This is a genomic window from Citrobacter sp. Cpo147 (assembly GCF_030332405.1).
GTDB lineage: Bacteria > Pseudomonadota > Gammaproteobacteria > Enterobacterales > Enterobacteriaceae > Citrobacter > Citrobacter portucalensis.
Genome location: NZ_JAOWHX010000039.1, coordinates 210,089 through 229,443, shown reverse-complemented (window position 1 = coordinate 229,443; position 19,355 = coordinate 210,089). Strand labels below are relative to the sequence as shown.

15 protein-coding genes are annotated in these 19,355 nt (G+C 52.6%); 12 read left to right on the top strand and 3 right to left on the bottom strand.

What is annotated here, in order from left to right; translation table 11 throughout:
* Nucleotides 1–7: 7 nt before the first annotated feature.
* From rlmD to eno, 5 genes are all read left to right on the top strand, one after another.
* Nucleotides 8–1,306 (top strand): 23S rRNA (uracil(1939)-C(5))-methyltransferase RlmD, encoded by a 1,299-nt coding sequence (rlmD, locus tag OGY06_RS19290; RefSeq protein ID WP_008785684.1) that lies wholly within the window; start codon nucleotides 8–10, stop codon nucleotides 1,304–1,306.
* Between the two features lie 100 nt (nucleotides 1,307–1,406).
* Nucleotides 1,407–3,641, top strand: coding sequence for a GTP diphosphokinase (relA, locus tag OGY06_RS19285; RefSeq protein ID WP_003825690.1), 2,235 nt, complete (start codon nucleotides 1,407–1,409; stop codon nucleotides 3,639–3,641).
* Nucleotides 3,642–3,771: 130 nt separating this feature from the next.
* On the top strand, nucleotides 3,772–4,563 hold the full coding sequence (mazG, locus tag OGY06_RS19280) for a nucleoside triphosphate pyrophosphohydrolase (protein ID WP_286605882.1): 792 nt from the start codon (nucleotides 3,772–3,774) through the stop codon (nucleotides 4,561–4,563).
* A gap of 224 nt (nucleotides 4,564–4,787) precedes the next feature.
* The gene (pyrG, locus tag OGY06_RS19275) at nucleotides 4,788–6,425 is read left to right on the top strand and encodes a glutamine hydrolyzing CTP synthase (RefSeq protein ID WP_003034127.1); all 1,638 of its coding nucleotides are present in this window, start codon (nucleotides 4,788–4,790) and stop codon (nucleotides 6,423–6,425) included.
* An 87-nt stretch (nucleotides 6,426–6,512) separates the two neighbouring features.
* Complete coding sequence (gene eno / locus OGY06_RS19270; RefSeq protein ID WP_003034129.1) at nucleotides 6,513–7,811, top strand: phosphopyruvate hydratase; 1,299 nt, start codon at nucleotides 6,513–6,515, stop codon at nucleotides 7,809–7,811.
* 55 nt (nucleotides 7,812–7,866) lie between these two features.
* On the opposite strand, the gene OGY06_RS19265 is transcribed toward eno, so the two are convergent.
* The gene (locus tag OGY06_RS19265) at nucleotides 7,867–8,691 is read right to left on the bottom strand and encodes a MurR/RpiR family transcriptional regulator (RefSeq protein WP_063940947.1); all 825 of its coding nucleotides are present in this window, start codon (nucleotides 8,689–8,691) and stop codon (nucleotides 7,867–7,869) included.
* Nucleotides 8,692–8,856: 165 nt separating this feature from the next.
* Between OGY06_RS19265 and OGY06_RS19260 the strand changes: the two genes are divergently transcribed.
* The 3 genes from OGY06_RS19260 (at nucleotide 8,857) to queE (ending at nucleotide 11,845) form a co-directional block, all read left to right on the top strand.
* Entirely contained in the window at nucleotides 8,857–10,413 is a 1,557-nt protein-coding gene (locus tag OGY06_RS19260; protein ID WP_164562510.1) for a maltose/glucose-specific PTS transporter subunit IIC, read from the top strand.
* A complete protein-coding gene (locus tag OGY06_RS19255) occupies nucleotides 10,413–11,102 on the top strand; it encodes an N-acetylmannosamine-6-phosphate 2-epimerase (RefSeq protein ID WP_126317481.1) in 690 nt (229 codons plus the stop codon). Before OGY06_RS19260 ends, OGY06_RS19255 begins: the two co-directional genes overlap by 1 nt.
* A gap of 71 nt (nucleotides 11,103–11,173) precedes the next feature.
* A complete protein-coding gene (gene queE / locus OGY06_RS19250) occupies nucleotides 11,174–11,845 on the top strand; it encodes a 7-carboxy-7-deazaguanine synthase QueE (RefSeq protein ID WP_003034139.1) in 672 nt (223 codons plus the stop codon).
* Nucleotides 11,846–11,936: 91 nt separating this feature from the next.
* Here the strand turns inward: queE and queD are convergent, their stop codons facing one another.
* Nucleotides 11,937–12,299, bottom strand: coding sequence for a 6-carboxytetrahydropterin synthase QueD (queD, locus tag OGY06_RS19245; protein WP_003825707.1), 363 nt, complete (start codon nucleotides 12,297–12,299; stop codon nucleotides 11,937–11,939).
* 305 nt (nucleotides 12,300–12,604) lie between these two features.
* On the opposite strand from queD, the gene cysJ reads away from it, so the two are divergent.
* From cysJ to cysH, 3 genes are all read left to right on the top strand, one after another.
* Complete coding sequence (gene cysJ / locus OGY06_RS19240; protein ID WP_148361526.1) at nucleotides 12,605–14,404, top strand: NADPH-dependent assimilatory sulfite reductase flavoprotein subunit; 1,800 nt, start codon at nucleotides 12,605–12,607, stop codon at nucleotides 14,402–14,404.
* A complete protein-coding gene (gene cysI, locus OGY06_RS19235; RefSeq protein WP_003825711.1) occupies nucleotides 14,404–16,116 on the top strand; it encodes an assimilatory sulfite reductase (NADPH) hemoprotein subunit in 1,713 nt (570 codons plus the stop codon). The genes cysJ and cysI overlap by 1 nt, the downstream gene beginning before the upstream one ends.
* Before the next feature lie 101 nt (nucleotides 16,117–16,217).
* Nucleotides 16,218–16,952 (top strand): phosphoadenosine phosphosulfate reductase, encoded by a 735-nt coding sequence (cysH, locus tag OGY06_RS19230; RefSeq protein ID WP_003825712.1) that lies wholly within the window; start codon nucleotides 16,218–16,220, stop codon nucleotides 16,950–16,952.
* A gap of 45 nt (nucleotides 16,953–16,997) precedes the next feature.
* Here cysH and OGY06_RS19225 read toward each other — a convergent pair whose 3' ends face one another.
* Nucleotides 16,998–18,041, bottom strand: a complete 1,044-nt coding sequence (locus OGY06_RS19225; protein WP_126317484.1) for an aminopeptidase — start codon at nucleotides 18,039–18,041, stop codon at nucleotides 16,998–17,000.
* Between the two features lie 402 nt (nucleotides 18,042–18,443).
* Between OGY06_RS19225 and cysD the strand changes: the two genes are divergently transcribed.
* Nucleotides 18,444–19,352: a sulfate adenylyltransferase subunit CysD gene (gene cysD, locus OGY06_RS19220; RefSeq protein ID WP_003034152.1), complete on the top strand. Its 909-nt coding sequence runs from the start codon at nucleotides 18,444–18,446 to the stop codon at nucleotides 19,350–19,352.
* Nucleotides 19,353–19,355 lie beyond the last annotated feature (3 nt).

Genomic DNA, 19,355 nt, shown 5'->3' with positions numbered 1-19,355 from the left:
CTCGTCGATGGCGCAATTCTACTCTGCAAAACGACGCGTGACGACGCGTCAGATCATAACCGTTACCGTCAATGACCTCGATCCTTTTGGTCAGGGCGTCGCTCGCCATAACGGAAAGGCGTTGTTTATACCGGAATTGCTACCCCAGGAAAGCGCCGAGGTGGTGATTACCGAAGATAAAAAACAGTTTGCCCGCGCGCAAGTAAAACGACGTTTAAACGACAGCCCACAGCGTGAAGTGCCACGTTGCCCGCATTTTGGCGTGTGCGGCGGTTGCCAGCAGCAGCATGCCAGCATCTCATTGCAGCAGCGTAGCAAAAGCGCGGCGTTGTCGCGTTTAATGAAATGTGAGGTGTCGGATGTTATAGCTGATGCCCCGTGGGGCTATCGTCGTCGCGCACGTTTGAGCCTGAACTATCGGCCAAAAGAACAAAAATTGCAGATGGGGTTTCGCAAATCCGGTTCCAGCGACATTATCGATGTCAAACAATGCCCTATTTTGGTGCCCCAGCTTGAGGCGTTATTGCCCCATCTCAGAGCGTGTCTGGAAAGTCTGCAAGGGTTACGCCATCTAGGCCATGTTGAGCTGGTACAGGCGGGAAGCGGAACCCTGATGATTTTGCGCCACACGGCGCCATTGAGTGCTGCGGATAAAGAAAAACTGGAATGCTTTTCGCATTCTCAGGGGCTGTCTTTGTTTCTGGCCCCGCAAAGCGAGATACTGGAATCAATATCAGAAGAATCGCCCTGGTATGACTCAAATGGACTACGGTTAACCTTCAGCCCGCGCGATTTTATTCAGGTCAATGAAGGGGTAAACCAACAAATGGTCGCCCGTGCGCTGGAATGGCTCGATGTACAACCTGAAGATCGTGTACTCGATTTGTTCTGTGGCATGGGCAATTTTACCCTACCGCTGGCAACTCGGGCAGCAAGCGTGGTTGGTGTGGAAGGTGTTCCTGCGTTGGTGGAAAAAGGCCGAGAAAACGCGCTGAATAACGGATTACACAATGTGACATTCTTTCATGAAAACCTTGAGGAAGATGTTACCCGACAGCCGTGGGCGAAAAACGGATTCGACAAAGTATTGCTCGATCCTGCGCGTGCGGGGGCTGCAGGTGTGATGCAACATATTATAAAATTAGAACCTATACGCGTTGTTTATGTATCCTGTAACCCAGCAACGCTGGCTCGTGACAGCGATGCTTTGCTCAACGCTGGATACGCCATACGGCGACTGGCGATGCTCGATATGTTTCCGCACACTGGACACCTGGAATCAATGGTCCTGTTTGAGCGTTTGTAATGAATTTTGTACCCATTGGATTTCGGGTTGTAATGCAGCATGAAAGACAATGGGTAGGGCTTGTCGACTTCGACAGGCCTGGCCCCTTAAGGAGAGGACAATGGTTGCGGTAAGAAGTGCACATATAAATAAAGCTGGTGAGTTTGATCCAAAGAAATGGATCGCGAGTCTGGGGATCTCCAGCCAGCAGTCGTGTGAACGCTTAGCCGAAACCTGGGCGTACTGCCTCCAGCAGACACAGGGGCATCCGGATGCGGATCTGCTGCTGTGGCGTGGCGTGGAGATGGTAGAAATTCTCTCTATGTTGAGCATGGATATCGACACGCTGCGTGCAGCAATGCTGTTCCCTCTGGCTGATGCCAACGTGGTCAGTGAAGACATCCTGCGCGAGAGCGTGGGCAAATCTATTGTTCATCTTATCCACGGTGTGCGTGATATGGCGGCGATACGCCAGCTTAAAGCCACGCATACCGATTCAGTTTCTTCCGAGCAGGTCGATAACGTCCGCCGCATGCTGCTGGCAATGGTAGATGACTTCCGCTGTGTGGTCATCAAGCTGGCAGAGCGGATTGCCCATCTGCGTGAAGTGAAAGACGCGCCGGAAGATGAACGCGTTCTGGCGGCAAAAGAGTGCACCAATATTTATGCGCCGCTGGCCAACCGTTTGGGAATCGGGCAATTAAAATGGGAGCTGGAAGATTATTGCTTCCGTTATCTGCACCCGGCTGAATACAAACGCATAGCCAAGCTGCTGCATGAACGACGTATTGACAGGGAACATTACATTGATGAGTTCGTCGGTCATTTGCGCTCAGAGATGAAAACGGAAGGCGTCAAAGCTGAAGTGTACGGACGTCCGAAGCATATCTACAGCATCTGGCGCAAAATGCAGAAAAAGCAGTTAGCCTTCGATGAATTGTTCGATGTACGCGCAGTGCGTATCGTGGCAGAGCGTTTACAGGACTGCTATGCCGCACTCGGGATAGTACATACTCACTATCGCCATCTGCCGGATGAGTTCGATGATTACGTTGCTAATCCGAAACCCAATGGCTACCAGTCAATCCATACGGTTGTGCTGGGGCCGGGCGGGAAAACCATCGAAATTCAGATCCGTACCAAACAGATGCACGAAGATGCCGAACTGGGCGTCGCGGCGCACTGGAAGTACAAAGAGGGCACCGCTTCAGGCGCGGCGCGTTCTGGTCATGAAGATCGCATTGCGTGGCTGCGTAAGCTGATTGCCTGGCAGGAAGAGATGGCGGATTCCGGTGAAATGCTGGATGAAGTCCGTAGCCAGGTCTTTGATGACCGCGTGTACGTCTTTACGCCAAAAGGCGACGTTGTAGACTTACCTGCGGGCTCCACGCCGCTCGATTTTGCTTACCACATTCATAGCGATGTGGGGCATCGATGCATTGGCGCGAAAATTGGTGGGCGCATTGTACCGTTTACCTACCAGCTGCAGATGGGCGATCAAATTGAAATTATCACCCAGAAACAGCCAAACCCAAGCCGCGACTGGTTGAACCCTAACCTTGGCTACGTAACCACCAGTCGTGGGCGTTCGAAGATCCACGCCTGGTTCCGTAAACAGGACCGCGATAAGAACATCCTTGCAGGTCGCCAGATCCTCGACGATGAGCTGGCGCATTTAGGCATCAGCCTGAAAGAGGCGGAAAAACACCTGCTACCGCGCTACAGCTTCAATGAGCTGGACGAGTTGCTGGCGGCGATTGGTGGGGGAGACATCCGCCTCAACCAAATGGTGAACTTCCTGCAGGCGCAGTTTAATAAGCCAAGCGCTGCCGAACAGGATGCCGCCGCACTGAAACAGCTTCAGCAGAAAACGCAGGCACCGCAGAGTCGTCGTAAAGACGATGGTCGTGTGGTGGTGGAAGGGGTAGGTAACCTGATGCACCACATCGCCCGCTGCTGCCAGCCGATTCCAGGCGATGAGATTGTCGGGTTTATTACCCAGGGACGCGGTATTTCCGTGCACCGGGCGGATTGTGAACAGCTGGCTGAGCTGCGCTCCCATGCGCCGGAACGTATTGTTGATGCGGTCTGGGGCGAAAGCTACTCGGCAGGGTATTCGCTGGTGGTTCGCGTCCAGGCCAACGATCGCAGCGGCTTGTTACGTGATATCACCACGATCCTCGCCAACGAGAAGGTGAACGTGCTGGGAGTTGCCAGCCGAAGTGATACCAAACAACAGCTGGCCACCATCGATATGACCATCGAAATTTATAACCTGCAGGTGCTCGGGCGCGTGCTCGGCAAGCTGAACCAGGTACCGGATGTGATCGACGCACGTCGCTTGCACGGTAATTAATGATTTTGTAGGCCGGATAACCTTGTAGGCCTGATAAGACGCGTTAGCGTTGCCATCAGGCATTGCTATGTTGCTGGATGTCGGTTGTCGCGTTATCCGGTCTACTATATTGAAATTTCAGGACATTCCAATGAATCAAATCGACCGACTGCTCGGTATTATGCAGCGCCTGCGCGACCCGGAAAACGGCTGTCCGTGGGACAAAGAGCAGACATTCTCCACTATTGCTCCTTACACTCTCGAAGAAACCTATGAAGTGCTGGACGCGATTGCGCGTGAAGACTTTGACGACCTGCGCGGAGAGCTGGGCGACCTGCTGTTCCAGGTGGTGTTTTACGCCCAGATGGCGCAGGAAGAAGGACGCTTCAACTTTGATGATATTTGTGCTGCGATAAGCGATAAGCTTGAACGCCGTCATCCACATGTTTTTGCTGATGTTTCTGCCAGTAACAGTACTGAGGTTTTGACCCGCTGGGAAAAAATCAAAAGTGAAGAACGCGCCCAGAAGGCACAGCATTCCGCACTCGACGATATTCCCCGCAGTTTACCGGCATTAATGCGCGCCCAAAAAATCCAGAAACGCTGCTCACATGTTGGCTTCGACTGGAAAACATTAGGACCGGTTGTCGACAAGGTTTACGAAGAGATCGACGAAGTCATGTTTGAGGCTAAGCAGGCTGTTGTCGACCAGGCTAAACTGGAGGAGGAAATGGGCGATCTGCTGTTTGCTACGGTCAATATGGCCCGGCATTTAGGCACTAAAGCAGAGACCGCATTGCAGAAAGCGAACGAGAAGTTTGAGCGGCGTTTTCGTGAAGTTGAGCGAATTGTGGCTTCGCGCGGTCTGGAAATGACTGGTGTTGATCTGGAAACTATGGAAGAAGTCTGGCAACAGGTAAAACGGCAGGAAATTGATCTCTAAGGGATTTCGTCGGTCAAGGGCGATTTGTGTGATTTTTTAAATAACAAGCGCTTGATTTACGTCAAAAACATTTACCCCAAAGGGGCTATTTTCTCACTCCCGATGTTAATGTGAGCCTGGTGAAGAGGAGGAATAATGAAAGTTTGTGGCGCTCGTCATGTTCGGGTATACTACTTTCCCGTCTTGGTAATTCCATCGTTTCACCCTAACTTCTCAGGTCCAGCATGACAACGAACTATATTTTTGTGACCGGCGGGGTCGTATCCTCTCTGGGAAAAGGCATTGCCGCAGCCTCCCTGGCAGCCATTCTTGAAGCCCGTGGCCTCAATGTAACCATGATGAAACTGGATCCGTACATCAACGTCGATCCAGGTACTATGAGCCCAATCCAACACGGGGAAGTGTTCGTTACCGAAGACGGCGCTGAAACCGACCTGGACCTGGGTCACTATGAGCGTTTCATTCGTACCAAAATGAGCCGCCGCAACAACTTCACTACGGGTCGTATCTACTCCGACGTTCTGCGTAAAGAACGCCGTGGTGACTACCTGGGCGCAACAGTTCAGGTTATCCCGCACATCACGAATGCCATTAAAGAGCGCGTTCTGGAAGGCGGTGAAGGTCATGATGTTGTTCTGGTCGAAATCGGCGGAACCGTTGGGGATATCGAATCTCTGCCGTTCCTTGAAGCGATTCGCCAGATGGCCGTAGAAATTGGCCGTGAGCACACGCTGTTTATGCATCTGACGCTGGTTCCGTACATGGCGGCGGCAGGTGAAGTCAAAACTAAACCGACTCAGCACTCTGTAAAAGAGCTGCTTTCTATCGGTATTCAGCCAGATATCCTGATTTGCCGCTCCGATCGCGCAGTTCCGGCTAATGAACGTGCAAAAATTGCATTGTTCTGTAACGTTCCGGAAAAAGCGGTGATTTCTCTGAAAGATGTCGATTCCATCTATAAAATCCCGGGCCTGTTGAAATCTCAGGGCCTTGACGATTATATTTGTAAACGATTCAGCTTGAACTGTCCGGAAGCTAATCTGTCAGAATGGGAACAGGTTATCTACGAAGAAGCGAATCCGGCAGGCGAAGTGACTATCGGTATGGTCGGCAAGTACATTGAACTGCCGGATGCCTATAAGTCAGTTATCGAAGCGCTGAAGCACGGTGGTCTGAAGAATCGTGTCACCGTCAACATCAAGCTGATCGATTCGCAAGATGTCGAAACGCGTGGCGTTGAGATCCTGAAAGGTCTTGATGCAATCCTGATCCCTGGCGGCTTCGGCTACCGCGGTGTTGAAGGTAAAATCGCGACGGCGCGTTTTGCGCGTGAGAACAATATTCCTTATCTGGGCATTTGCCTGGGTATGCAGGTTGCGTTGATTGAGTTTGCACGTAACGTAGTGGGTATGGACAACGCCAACTCCACGGAATTTGTGCCAGACTGTAAGTACCCGGTGGTGGCCCTGATTACCGAATGGCGCGATGAAGACGGCAACGTCGAAGTCCGTACAGAGAAGAGCGATCTGGGCGGCACAATGCGCCTTGGCGCGCAGCAGTGTCAGTTGAGCGACGATAGCCTGGTTCGTCAACTGTACGGCGCGCCGACAATTGTTGAACGCCATCGCCACCGTTATGAAGTCAACAATATGCTGTTGAAACAGATTGAAGCTGCGGGTCTGCGTATTGCAGGCCGTTCCGGTGATGATCAGTTGGTCGAGATCATTGAGGTACCGAATCATCCGTGGTTCGTGGCCTGTCAGTTCCACCCGGAATTTACTTCCACGCCACGTGATGGGCACCCGCTGTTTGCCGGCTTTGTGAAAGCCGCCAGTGAACATCAGAAGCGTCAGGCGAAGTAAGAAGTAAATAAGTTAGAACGGCAATGCACCCATCAGGGTGCATTGTTTGTCTGGAGTTTTAGTTTAACTTGTACTGAGGAAAATCTAATGTCCAAAATCGTTAAAATCATCGGTCGTGAAATCATCGACTCCCGTGGTAACCCGACTGTTGAAGCCGAAGTACACCTGGAAGGTGGTTTCGTTGGTATGGCAGCAGCTCCGTCAGGTGCTTCTACTGGTTCCCGCGAAGCACTGGAACTGCGCGATGGCGACAAATCCCGTTTCATGGGTAAAGGCGTACTGAAAGCTGTTGCAGCTGTTAACGGCCCAATTGCTCAGGCTCTGCTGGGTAAAGATGCTAAAGATCAGGCTGGCATCGACAAGATCATGATCGATCTGGACGGTACTGAAAACAAATCCAACTTCGGTGCAAACGCCATCCTGGCTGTGTCCCTGGCGAACGCCAAAGCAGCAGCAGCTGCAAAAGGCCTGCCGCTGTATGCACACATCGCTGAACTGAACGGTACTCCGGGTAAATACTCCATGCCGGTTCCGATGATGAACATCATCAACGGTGGTGAGCACGCTGACAACAACGTCGACATCCAGGAATTCATGATTCAGCCGGTTGGTGCTAAGACTCTGAAAGAAGCCGTTCGTATGGGTTCTGAAGTGTTCCACAACCTGGCTAAAGTTCTGAAAGCTAAAGGTATGAACACTGCAGTTGGTGACGAAGGTGGCTACGCGCCGAACCTGGGTTCCAACGCTGAAGCTCTGGCTGTAATCGCTGAAGCGGTTAAAGCAGCTGGCTACGAGCTGGGCAAAGACATCACCCTGGCGATGGACTGTGCAGCTTCTGAATTCTACAAAGACGGTAAATACGTTCTGGCTGGCGAAGGCAACAAAGCATTCACCTCCGAAGAATTCACTCACTTCCTGGAAGAACTGACCAAACAGTACCCGATCGTGTCCATCGAAGATGGTCTGGACGAGTCTGACTGGGACGGTTTCGCATACCAGACTAAAGTACTGGGCGACAAAATCCAGCTGGTTGGTGACGATCTGTTCGTAACTAACACCAAGATCCTGAAAGAAGGCATCGAAAAAGGCATCGTTAACTCCATCCTGATCAAATTCAACCAGATCGGTTCTCTGACCGAAACTCTGGCTGCGATCAAAATGGCGAAAGACGCTGGCTACACCGCTGTCATCTCTCACCGTTCTGGCGAAACTGAAGACGCTACCATCGCTGACCTGGCTGTTGGTACCGCTGCAGGCCAGATCAAAACTGGTTCTATGAGCCGTTCTGACCGCGTTGCTAAGTACAACCAGCTGATTCGTATCGAAGAAGCTCTGGGTGAACAAGCACCGTACAACGGTCGTAAAGAGATCAAAGGTCAGGCGTAATCCTGTTCTTTAACTCTTAACGTAAAAACCCGCTGCGGCGGGTTTTTTTATGCCCTTAAAGCAGTAGAGGAAGGGTTGCGCTGGCGGTTTGCTGGCTCACATCACTGTACTTTTCATCCAGAGCAATCAGCGACGTAGTCAGTAGTTCTACCAACAGCATCACTCCCACCTTGGCGTTTAGCGCGCCAGCACTCAACGGACCTTCTGGTTTGGCTGCGACCAGTTGAATATCGCTCAGCGAAGCCAACGGGCTGCGCGGCGTATTACTTAACGCCAGTACGCGCACGCCTTGCTTACGCGCCAGTTTAACGACATGCAGTAGATCGCGCGTCGAACCTGAACTGGAAATCGCTACCACCAGCGTGTCTTTGTTAAGCGTTGTGGCGTTCATGGCGGCACGATGCATGTCACTGAACAATTGTGCAGGTTTGCCGAGGCGCAGGAGTTTGTAATGTAAATACTCCCCCAGAATAGCGCTGGCCGCTACGCCATAAATCTGTACCGACTGGGCCTGATGCAGTGCCAAAGCGGCGGATTCCAGTAATGTCCTGTCGAGTAATTTTGCTGTGTCCTGCAACGCTTGTACGGATTCATTGACCACATTGTCAATTTCATCCCCGCTGTGCTCTACCGGCTGTCCTTGCTGGAGATCGAGTGCCAGCGCCATTTTGAATTCGTTATAACCCTTACACCCAAGTGCGCGGCACAGACGTGTGACGCTCGCCTCGCTGGTGTCGCTTTCACGCGCCAGTTCGGTAATCGTCAGGTAGACAACTTTTGCCGGATCGCTGAGCACAAACTCTCCCAGCTTCTGCTGTGTTCGGCTATATCCGTCAACGCCCTGGCGCAATCTCAGCAGCAGGTTTTCATTTTCTGACATGCAAAATCCTTAATGCGTTTCTCTGTTGATAGTGTGGCGGAAAGCAGGGGAGAGATGCCAGTCATTTTAAAAAAGTATGATCGGCTTCCTGGATTTTGATGATAATTTTCATTATCTATATTAAATGTGATAAAAATTTTCATCATTAATCGGAGAGATGAAAAAATGATGCAAATGTTTAGCGGCGCTTCATCGGGCGCATGGTTCGAAAAGGCACAGCGGTTCGGCAAATCGTTCATGCTGCCGATTGCGGTACTGCCTGCTGCGGGGCTGTTGTTAGGGATTGGCGGCGCGCTGTCGAATCCAAACACATTGACTGCTTATCCATTTTTGGACGTTGACTGGTTACAGGCAATTTTCACGATCATGACTAGCGCAGGTTCTATTGTGTTTGCCAACCTGTCGGTGCTTTTTGCGGTAGGTGTCGCAGTAGGACTGGCGAAAACGGATAAAGGCACCGCCGGGCTTGCGGCATTGCTGGCATTTCTGGTGATGAACGCCACCATCAACGCTTTATTGACGCTCAACGGAACGCTGGCGCACGAGAATCCCGGTGCCGTAGGCCAGGGGATGACGCTGGGTATTCAGACACTGGAAACGGGTGTGTTCGGTGGGGTGGTGATTGGGCTTGTCACCTGCGCGCTGCATAGCCGTTTCAATAAAGTCTCATTACCTCAGTTCCTTGGTTTCTTCAGCGGTTCGCGCTTTGTACCGATTATTAGCTCCCTTGCCGCGATTGTCGTGGGTGCGGTCATGACGGTGGTTTGGCCGCATTTCCAGAAACTCATTTTTGGACTGGGTGGTCTGGTGGATGCGACAGGCTATCTGGGGACGCTGTTGTATGGCTTCATCCTGCGTATGCTTGGCCCACTGGGTTTACACCATATCTTTTATTTGCCGTTTTGGACGACAGCGCTTGGCGGAAGTGAAATCGTCAACGGCCAGTTAGTTGAAGGTACTCAGCGTATTTTCTTCGCGCAACTTGCCGATCCGAATACGCAGCAGTTCTATGCGGGCACCTCGCGCTTTATGTCCGGGCGCTTCATCACCATGATGTTTGGCCTGCTTGGCGCATGTCTGGCGATGTACCACACCGCCAGGCCTGAGAACAGAAAACTTGTCGCTGGTCTGCTGTTGTCAGCGGCCCTGACCTCTTTCCTGACAGGTATCACTGAGCCTATCGAGTTCTCCTTCCTGTTTGTCGCACCCGTGTTATACGTCATTCACGCCTTCTTCGATGGTCTGGCGTTTATGATGGCGCATATTTTACATATCACCATCGGGCAAACCTTTTCGGGTGGGCTTATCGATTTCCTCCTTTTCGGCGTGCTACAGGGGGAAGCTAAAACCAACTGGACGTACGTCCCCATGGTGGGGATCCCGTGGTTCTTCCTTTACTACTTCACCTTCCGCTATTTGATTAACCGCTTTAACTGGTTGACACCAGGTCGTGAAAACGCAGCGCCGACTGAATCCGGCCTGCCGCAGAGTGAGCGAGCTGCGGCAGTGATCGCCGGGCTGGGAGGCAAAGAGAATCTGGAAGAGGTGGATTGTTGCGCCACACGCCTGCGCGTGACGGTGAAAGAGAGCAGCAAGGTCGATGAAGCGGCGCTGAAAGCGACCGGAGCCCGTGGCGTCATTATTCGCGGCAACGGGGTTCAGGTGATTTATGGCCCGCATGTCACCATCATTAAAAACGAAGTCGAAGAGATCTTATCGTAATGAAAACTGTACTGGATTCCCTGAAAGGTAAATTAATTGTCTCCTGTCAGGCGCTGGAAAATGAGCCCCTGCACAGCCCGTTTATTATGTCACGTATGGCGCTGGCGGCAGCGCAGGGCGGTGCGGTAGGTATTCGTGCGAACAGCGTGGTGGACATTCGCGCGATCAAAGAGAGCGTCTCCCTGCCGGTGATTGGGATTATCAAGCGTGATTATCCGGGTAGCGATGTGTTTATCACGGCCACTTTACAGGAAGTCGATGAACTGATGACCGTTGAGCCGGAAATTATTGCTCTGGATGCGACAGCGCGCCCGCGCCCCGGTGGGCAATCGCTGGAAGAACTGGTCACGCAAATCCGCGCTCGCTATCCGTCCGTACTGCTGATGGCGGATATTGCCACCGTAGACGAAGCGGCGACCGCCGAGCGCCTGGGTTTTGACTGTGTGGGCACCACGCTCTACGGGTATACCGCTGACACTGCCGGGCATGTGCTGGCGGAAAACGACTGCGGTTTTTTACGTGATGTGTTGGCTGCGGTCAGCGTCCCGGTTGTGGCGGAAGGGAACGTTGATACCCCTGAACGTGCTGCACGATGCCTGGCATTAGGCGCTCATACCGTGGTGGTTGGTGGAGCTATCACGCGCCCGCAGCAGATAACGGCACGCTTTGTCGCGGCGATCGCCTCGTAAAGCATCGATGGGGCATGATACTTTGGCGGGGATCTGCGATAATTATCGTTTATCCCCATATTGAGAGCGCTATGCAGTACCCGATTAACGAGATGTTCCAGACCCTGCAAGGTGAGGGTTACTTTACCGGCGTCCCCGCCATTTTTATTCGTTTACAGGGATGCCCGGTTGGCTGTGCCTGGTGCGATACCAAACACACCTGGGATAAGCTTGAGGATCGGGAAGTCTCCCTGTACAGCATCCTGGCCAAGACCAAAGAAAGCGATAAATGGGGCGCTGCGAGCAGCGAAGATCTGCTGGCGGTCATTTCGCGTCAGGGCTATACCGCCCGTCACGTGGTGATCACTGGTGGTGAGCCCTGCATTCATGACCTGATGCCGCTGACTGACCTGCTGGAAAAGAACGGCTTTAGCTGCCAGATTGAGACCAGCGGCACGCACGAAGTACGCTGTACGCCGAATACCTGGGTGACCGTATCGCCGAAGGTGAATATGCGCGGTGGCTATGATGTGCTGTCACAGGCACTGGAGCGCGCGAATGAAATCAAGCATCCGGTTGGCCGTGTCCGCGATATTGAAGCGCTGGATGAACTGCTGGCGACGTTGAGTGACGATAAACCGCGAATCATCGCCTTACAGCCAATCAGCCAGAAAGAGGATGCGACGCGTTTGTGCATTGATACCTGTATTGCGCGAAACTGGCGTCTGTCGATGCAAACCCATAAGTATCTGAATATTGCCTGATAACTGTGCCGGGGGCGTTTCGCTTACCCGGCCATAGTTTATTGCTCAATGCAGGCCGGAGAAGATGCTTTGCCATCCGGCAAGCCTACAATCACTCGCCGCGATAAACGCAGCCCGCTGTGCAGGTCTCTTTCACCATTACAGCACTCAGCAGAGGGACCACAGGTTTAACCTGATCCCAAATCCATTTGGCCAGCACTTCGCTGGTTGGATTTTCTAAGCCAGGAATATCGTTCAAATAGTAGTGATCGAGTCTGTCGTAAGTCGGCTTAAACGCGGCTTTTAACTCAGCAAAATCCATGATCCAACCGGTATGCGGATCGACTTCACCGGTAATTTCAAGACGCACCATAAATGAGTGACCATGCAGGCGGCCACACTTATGCCCTTCCGGTACATGCGGCAGGTGGTGAGCGGCTTCGAAGGTGAAATCTTTAAACAAGGTGGTGGACATTATTTACTCTCAAGAATGCGAAAAACCGCGGTAGGGTACCGTAAAGAGGAAATTTTATCATTATTTAAAAGGGTGCTGAGTATCAGAACGATTCGTTCATGACGTTAATATTTGGTAATTTTTTATATATCAAATGCTTATATAATCTGTTTTGCAGTTAATAACTATAACTAAAACAGGTTAGTCCATTTGGTTATTTGTTATTTCCATCCCTTCTTTAGTTGTTACTATCCCCGCCGTTAACCTTATCTTCAGTTTGGGTTTTATTGCTGAAATCCGCTTTGCTTACTGGAACATGACAACGCATGACGACACAGGCCCCACCTTCTGCTTTGCTACCGCTAAACCCGGAGCAACTGGCACGCCTTCAGGCGGCCACGACCGATTTCACTCCCGCACAGCTTGCGTGGGTTTCTGGCTATTTTTGGGGCGTGCTGAATCAGCAGCCTGGCAGCAACGCGGTGGCGCCTGCGCCTGTCGCTGAAATGCCAGGCATTACGCTTATCTCCGCCTCACAAACCGGTAATGCGCGCCGAGTGGCGGAAGCCCTGCGCGATGATCTGATCGCCGCGAAGCTCAACGTCACTCTCATCAACGCTGGCGACTATAAATTCAAACAAATCGCCAATGAAAAACTGCTGATCGTGGTGGCGTCAACGCAAGGGGAAGGTGAGCCGGCGGAAGAAGCCGTGGCGTTGCATAAATTCCTGTTCTCGAAAAAAGCGCCAAAGCTTGATAACACTGCTTTTGCCGTGTTTGGTCTTGGCGACACCTCTTATGAGTTTTTCTGCCAGGCAGGAAAAGACTTCGATACCAAATTGGCTGAGCTGGGTGGTGAACGTCTGCTCGATCGTGTAGATGCCGACGTCGAATACCAGGCCGCCGCTGCGCAGTGGCGTGCTCGCCTCGTTGATGTCCTGAAAGCGCGTGCGCCTGCGGCACCGTCTGTGCAAGTTGCCGCGAGCGGTGCAGTAAATGAAGTACACACCAGCCCATACACCAAAGAAGCGCCGCTGACGGCGTCGCTTGCGGTGAATCAGAAAATTACCGGCCGCGACTCTGAAAAAGACGTGCGCCATATTGAGATTGATTTAGGCGATTCCGGCCTGCGTTATCAACCGGGCGATGCGCTGGGCGTCTGGTATCAGAATGACCCGGCTCTGGTTAAAGAACTGGTTGAACTGCTGTGGCTGAAAGGTGATGAGCCGGTCACGGTTGAAGGCAAAACCCTGTCGCTTGCTGAAGCGTTGCAGTGGCATTTCGAGCTGACGGTTAACACCGGCAATATCGTAGAAAACTATGCCACCTTAACCCGCAGCGAAACTTTGCTGCCGTTAGTGGGTGACAAAGCACAGTTGCAGCATTACGCCGCAACCACGCCCATCGTCGATATGGTGCGCTTCTCTCCGGCGCAACTGGATGCTCAGGCGTTAGTTGATCTTCTGCGTCCGCTGACGCCGCGTTTGTACTCCATTGCTTCTTCCCAGGCGGAAGTGGAAAGCGAAGTGCACGTTACCGTGGGTGTGGTGCGTTATGAGATAGAAGGTCGCGCCCGTGCTGGTGGTGCTTCCAGTTTCCTTGCCGACCGCGTGGAAGAAGAAGGTGAAGTTCGTGTGTTCATTGAACACAACGACAACTTCCGTCTGCCGGCGAACCCGCAGACGCCGGTAATTATGATTGGACCGGGTACGGGGATTGCGCCGTTCCGTGCATTCATGCAGCAACGTGCGGCTGACGGAGCCGAAGGCAAAAACTGGCTGTTTTTTGGTAACCCACACTTTACCGAAGATTTCCTGTATCAGGTGGAATGGCAGCGTTACGTCAAAGAGGGCGTACTGAGCCGTATCGATCTCGCCTGGTCCCGCGATCAAAAAGAAAAAGTCTACGTACAAGATAAACTGCGCCAACAGGGCGCGGAACTGTGGCGCTGGATTAACGACGGTGCGCACATTTATGTCTGCGGCGACGCCAATCGCATGGCGAAAGACGTTGAGCAGGCGTTGTTGGAAGTGATTGCCGAATTCGGTGGTATGGATATCGAAGCGGCGGATGAATTTTTAAGTGAGCTGCGCATTGAGCGCCGTTATCAGCGAGATGTCTACTAATGAGCGAAAAACATCCAGGACCATTGGTGGTCGAAGGCAAACTGTCCGACGCTGAGCGTATGAAGCTGGAAAGCAACTATCTGCGCGGTACCATTGCCGAAGATTTAAACGACGGCCTGACCGGCGGGTTTAAAGGCGACAACTTCCTGCTGATCCGTTTTCACGGTATGTACCAGCAGGATGACCGTGATATCCGCGCCGAACGTGCCGAGCAAAAGCTGGAGCCGCGTCACGCGATGCTGCTGCGCTGTCGTCTGCCGGGGGGGGTGATCACCACCAAGCAGTGGCAGGCGATCGATAAGTTCGCCCATGACAACACCATTTACGGCAGCATTCGTCTGACCAACCGTCAGACCTTCCAGTTTCACGGCATTCTGAAGAAGAACGTTAAGCCGGTACACCAGATGCTGCATTCCGTCGGGCTTGACGCTTTGGCGACCGCCAACGACATGAACCGTAACGTGCTGTGCACCTCCAACCCGTATGAATCTGAGCTGCACGCGGAAGCCTACGAGTGGGCGAAAAAGATCTCCGAACATCTGCTGCCGCGAACCCGCGCCTATGCAGAGATCTGGCTGGATCAGGAAAAAGTCGCGACCACCGACGAAGAGCCGATCCTCGGTCAAACCTATCTGCCGCGTAAGTTTAAAACCACGGTCGTGATCCCACCGCAGAACGATATCGATCTGCACGCCAACGACATGAACTTCGTGGCGATTGCGGAAAACGGCAAGCTGGTGGGCTTTAATCTGCTGGTGGGCGGTGGATTGTCGATTGAGCACGGCAATAAGAAAACCTATGCCCGTACGGCAAGCGAGTTTGGTTATCTGCCGCTTGAGCATACGCTGGCCGTGGCTGAGGCGGTGGTGACCACGCAGCGTGACTGGGGTAACCGTACCGATCGTAAAAACGCGAAAACCAAATACACGCTGGAACGCGTAGGCATTGAGACCTTTAAAGCTGAAGTTGAGCGCCGCGCGGGGATCAAATTTGAGCCGATCCGCCCGTACGAGTTTACCGGTCGCGGCGATCGTATCGGCTGGGTGAAAGGGATCGACAATAAATGGCACCTGACGTTGTTTATTGAAAACGGCCGTATCCTCGATTATCCGGGCCGACCGCTGAAAACCGGTCTGCTTGAGATCGCGAAGATCCACAAAGGTGAGTTCCGCATTACCGCGAACCAGAACCTGATCATTGCCGGTGTTCCTGAGAGTGAAAAGGCGAAGATCGAAAAGATTGCGCAGAAGAGTGGCTTAATGAACGCGGTCACTCCGCAGCGTGAAAACTCGATGGCCTGCGTCTCGTTCCCGACCTGTCCGCTGGCGATGGCGGAAGCTGAGCGTTTCCTGCCAACGTTTATCGACAACATCGACACGCTGATGGCGAAGCACAGCCTGAGTGATGAAAACATTGTCATGCGTGTGACCGGCTGCCCGAACGGTTGTGGTCGTGCGATGCTGGCGGAAGTTGGTCTGGTGGGTAAAGCTCCCGGGCGTTATAACCTCCATTTAGGGGGCAACCGTATCGGAACCCGAATTCCCCGGATGTTTAAAGAGAACATCACCGAGCCGGAAATTCTGGCATCGCTGGATGAACTGATTGGGCGCTGGGCGAAAGAGCGCGAAGCGGGTGAAGGCTTCGGCGACTTTACGGTGCGTGCGGGCATCATTCGCCCGGTGCTCGATCCAGCGCGTGATTTCTGGGAATAACCTGAATTGCCGGATGGCGGCATAAATGCCTTATCCGGCCTACAGCCTGCGTAGGCCTGATAAGCGAAGCGCCATCAGGCAAGGCATACAGTGAGGAACTTATGTCCCAACTCGATCTAAACAAGCTAAACGAACTGCCAAAAGTGGATCGCGTATTAGCGCTGGCCGAAACCAACGCCCAGCTGGAAAAACTGAGCGCCGAGGATCGCGTCGCGTGGGCGCTGGAAAACCTGCCTGGTGAATATGTACTGTCATCAAGTTTTGGTATCCAGGCGGCAGTGAGCCTGCATCTGGTAAATCAGATTCGCCCGGATATCCCGGTGATCCTCACCGATACTGGCTACCTGTTCCCGGAAACCTATCAGTTTATTGATGAGTTAACGGACAAGCTTAAGCTTAATCTGCAAGTCTACCGGGCGAAGGAAAGTGCGGCCTGGCAGGAAGCGCGCTACGGCAAACTGTGGGAGCAGGGCGTTGAAGGTATTGAAAAATACAATGACATCAACAAAGTCGAGCCGATGAACCGGGCGCTGCAGGAGCTGAACGCGCAAACCTGGTTTGCCGGTCTGCGTCGAGAGCAATCGGGCAGTCGTGCGCATTTGCCGGTGCTGGCTATCCAGCGCGGTGTGTTTAAAGTTCTGCCGATCATCGACTGGGATAACCGTACGGTTTACCAGTATCTGCAAAAACACGGTTTGAAATACCATCCGTTGTGGGATCAGGGCTATCTGTCGGTAGGCGATACCCACACCACCCGCAAATGGGAGCCGGGTATGGCGGAAGAAGAGACGCGTTTCTTCGGATTGAAGCGTGAGTGCGGACTGCACGAAGGATAACAGGAAAGGGGGCCGGTAAGATTTACATCCTACCGGATCCCTTCTTCAGGATTTACCCGCTTTTGCCAGTTCTTTTACCAGTGGCAGCATAATGCGTACCACGTCGCGGCTACGGTGCTCTATCCGGCCCGGTAACGCTTTATCGATATGCTGCTGGTTATCCAGTCGCACATCGTGCCAGCTGTTGCCTGCCGGGAATGAGGCGCTTTTGGCGCGCTGCTGATAGCCATCTTTCTTGCCCAGGTTCCAGTTGGTCGCTTCAACGGAGAGAACGGCAATCCCCGCGTTGTCGAAGACCTCTGCATCGTTACAACATCCAGTGCCTTTCGGATAGTCTTTGTTCAGACCTGGATTGGTGCTGGCAACGATACCGCGGCTGTGCGCGATAGCCAGTGCCCGGTCGCGCGTCAGTTTTCGCACCGCTTCCGGGGTTTTCTTACCGCTATTGAAATAGAGCTTATCGCCGACGATCAGATTATCGAGGTTGATAACCAGCAGCGTGTTTTTCTTCTCGGCGGCGCTCATTCGCTTCAGGATGTTCTCCGCGCCCAGTTTGCCTTCTTCCTCGCCGCTGGTGGCGATAAATCGAATACCGTACTGCGTCGGCACGTTTTTGAGTTTTTCTGCCAGTTCCAGCATTACGCCAACACCTGCGGCGTTGTCATCGATACCTTGCAGGGTTAACCCACCCAGATTGGCATCGGAATCGGCGTCGCTTTGTGCGGCGTAGGTGTCGAGGTGCGCCATAATAATAATCTGCTGCGGCGCTTTACCTTCATGTGCTGCAATAACGGTGCTTCCCGTTACGTTATGCCAGTTTTTACGGTTATCTTTGGCGGTATAAACATAACGGCTATTAAACGTCCGAATATCGCTGCTATAGCCCATCTGCTGAAATTGTTGACGTATATAATCAGCAGACAACATTTCAGCCGGAGATCCCGTCACGCGGCCAGGGAAAAACGTTGCGATATATCGAGCCTGGGTATTTGCGATATCTCCGGGCTGCGAAGATGTTGCCTGTGCGGGAAGGATGAAACACGCGCCGAGCGCCAGGGCGGTAGTCAGGTGGCGCGATGCGAGAAACATAATGAGTCCTTAAGAGCCTATCCCATTTGGCTATTTTATTTGTCATTTTGAATCCGGGCAGTGCTCACAATCCTCACGTACTGCATGTACGCTCCGGTTGTTCCGCGCTGTCCGTATCCAAACTGACAGCAACAATGTACGCCTAATGGGATAGGCTCTGAATACCAAGCAGAAATTTTTAGCCGCTAGTATGAAACCGTGATCGAGGTAAAACAATTTCATTTGCTCCTAAATGCCCGAATTCCGGTAGCTTAAGCACTTTTTGATATTTGCTTTTCCGGATCGTTATTCCTTTGAGGAACTACTCATTCCAATTCGTAATTTCATTCGCCCCCTTGCCCTCCCTATAGTCAGGTTATCTGAGCATCGTTAGCAAAATAACGGCATTACATAGGAACGGTTATGGATCAAAAACGACTTACCCACCTGCGGCAACTGGAAGCGGAGAGCATCCATATCATTCGTGAGGTGGCCGCCGAGTTTTCTAATCCGGTGATGATGTATTCCATCGGCAAAGATTCCAGCGTAATGCTGCATCTGGCGCGTAAAGCGTTTTATCCGGGCACGCTGCCGTTCCCATTGCTGCACGTTGATACCGGCTGGAAATTCAGCGAAATGTACGAGTTTCGTGACCGCACGGCGAAAGCCTACGGCTGTGAATTGCTGGTGCATAAAAACCCGGAAGGGGTGGCGATGGGCATCAATCCGTTCGTCCACGGCAGCGCCAAGCATACCGACATTATGAAAACCGAAGGGCTGAAGCAGGCACTGAATAAATACGGTTTCGATGCCGCGTTTGGTGGCGCTCGTCGTGACGAAGAGAAATCACGTGCCAAAGAGCGCATTTACTCTTTCCGCGATCGTTTTCATCGCTGGGACCCGAAAAACCAACGCCCGGAGCTGTGGCATAACTACAACGGGCAGATTAACAAAGGCGAAAGCATTCGCGTCTTCCCGCTCTCTAACTGGACTGAACAGGATATCTGGCAATACATCTGGCTGGAAAATATCGACATCGTGCCGCTGTATCTGGCGGCGGAGCGTCCGGTGCTGGAACGCGACGGCATGCTGATGATGATTGATGACGACAGAATCGATCTGCAACCTGGGGAAGTGATTAAAAAGCGCATGGTGCGTTTCCGTACGCTCGGTTGCTGGCCGCTGACAGGCGCGGTGGAGTCGAATGCGCAGACGCTGCCGGAAATTATCGAAGAGATGCTGGTCTCAACCACCAGTGAACGTCAGGGCCGCGTGATTGACCGCGACCAGGCGGGCTCCATGGAGCTGAAGAAACGTCAGGGGTATTTCTAAGGA

Bases quoted from the DNA above. Each gene is read 5' to 3' on its own strand.
- rlmD (WP_008785684.1), top strand. From the start codon at position 8: ATGGCGCAATTCTACTCTGCAAAACGACGCGTGACGACGCGTCAGATC.
- relA (WP_003825690.1), top strand. From the start codon at position 1,407: ATGGTTGCGGTAAGAAGTGCACATATAAATAAAGCTGGTGAGTTTGAT.
- mazG (WP_286605882.1), top strand. From the start codon at position 3,772: ATGAATCAAATCGACCGACTGCTCGGTATTATGCAGCGCCTGCGCGAC.
- pyrG (WP_003034127.1), top strand. From the start codon at position 4,788: ATGACAACGAACTATATTTTTGTGACCGGCGGGGTCGTATCCTCTCTG.
- eno (WP_003034129.1), top strand. From the start codon at position 6,513: ATGTCCAAAATCGTTAAAATCATCGGTCGTGAAATCATCGACTCCCGT.
- OGY06_RS19265 (WP_063940947.1), bottom strand. From the start codon at position 8,691: ATGTCAGAAAATGAAAACCTGCTGCTGAGATTGCGCCAGGGCGTTGAC.
- OGY06_RS19260 (WP_164562510.1), top strand. From the start codon at position 8,857: ATGATGCAAATGTTTAGCGGCGCTTCATCGGGCGCATGGTTCGAAAAG.
- OGY06_RS19255 (WP_126317481.1), top strand. From the start codon at position 10,413: ATGAAAACTGTACTGGATTCCCTGAAAGGTAAATTAATTGTCTCCTGT.
- queE (WP_003034139.1), top strand. From the start codon at position 11,174: ATGCAGTACCCGATTAACGAGATGTTCCAGACCCTGCAAGGTGAGGGT.
- queD (WP_003825707.1), bottom strand. From the start codon at position 12,299: ATGTCCACCACCTTGTTTAAAGATTTCACCTTCGAAGCCGCTCACCAC.
- cysJ (WP_148361526.1), top strand. From the start codon at position 12,605: ATGACGACACAGGCCCCACCTTCTGCTTTGCTACCGCTAAACCCGGAG.
- cysI (WP_003825711.1), top strand. From the start codon at position 14,404: ATGAGCGAAAAACATCCAGGACCATTGGTGGTCGAAGGCAAACTGTCC.
- cysH (WP_003825712.1), top strand. From the start codon at position 16,218: ATGTCCCAACTCGATCTAAACAAGCTAAACGAACTGCCAAAAGTGGAT.
- OGY06_RS19225 (WP_126317484.1), bottom strand. From the start codon at position 18,041: ATGTTTCTCGCATCGCGCCACCTGACTACCGCCCTGGCGCTCGGCGCG.
- cysD (WP_003034152.1), top strand. From the start codon at position 18,444: ATGGATCAAAAACGACTTACCCACCTGCGGCAACTGGAAGCGGAGAGC.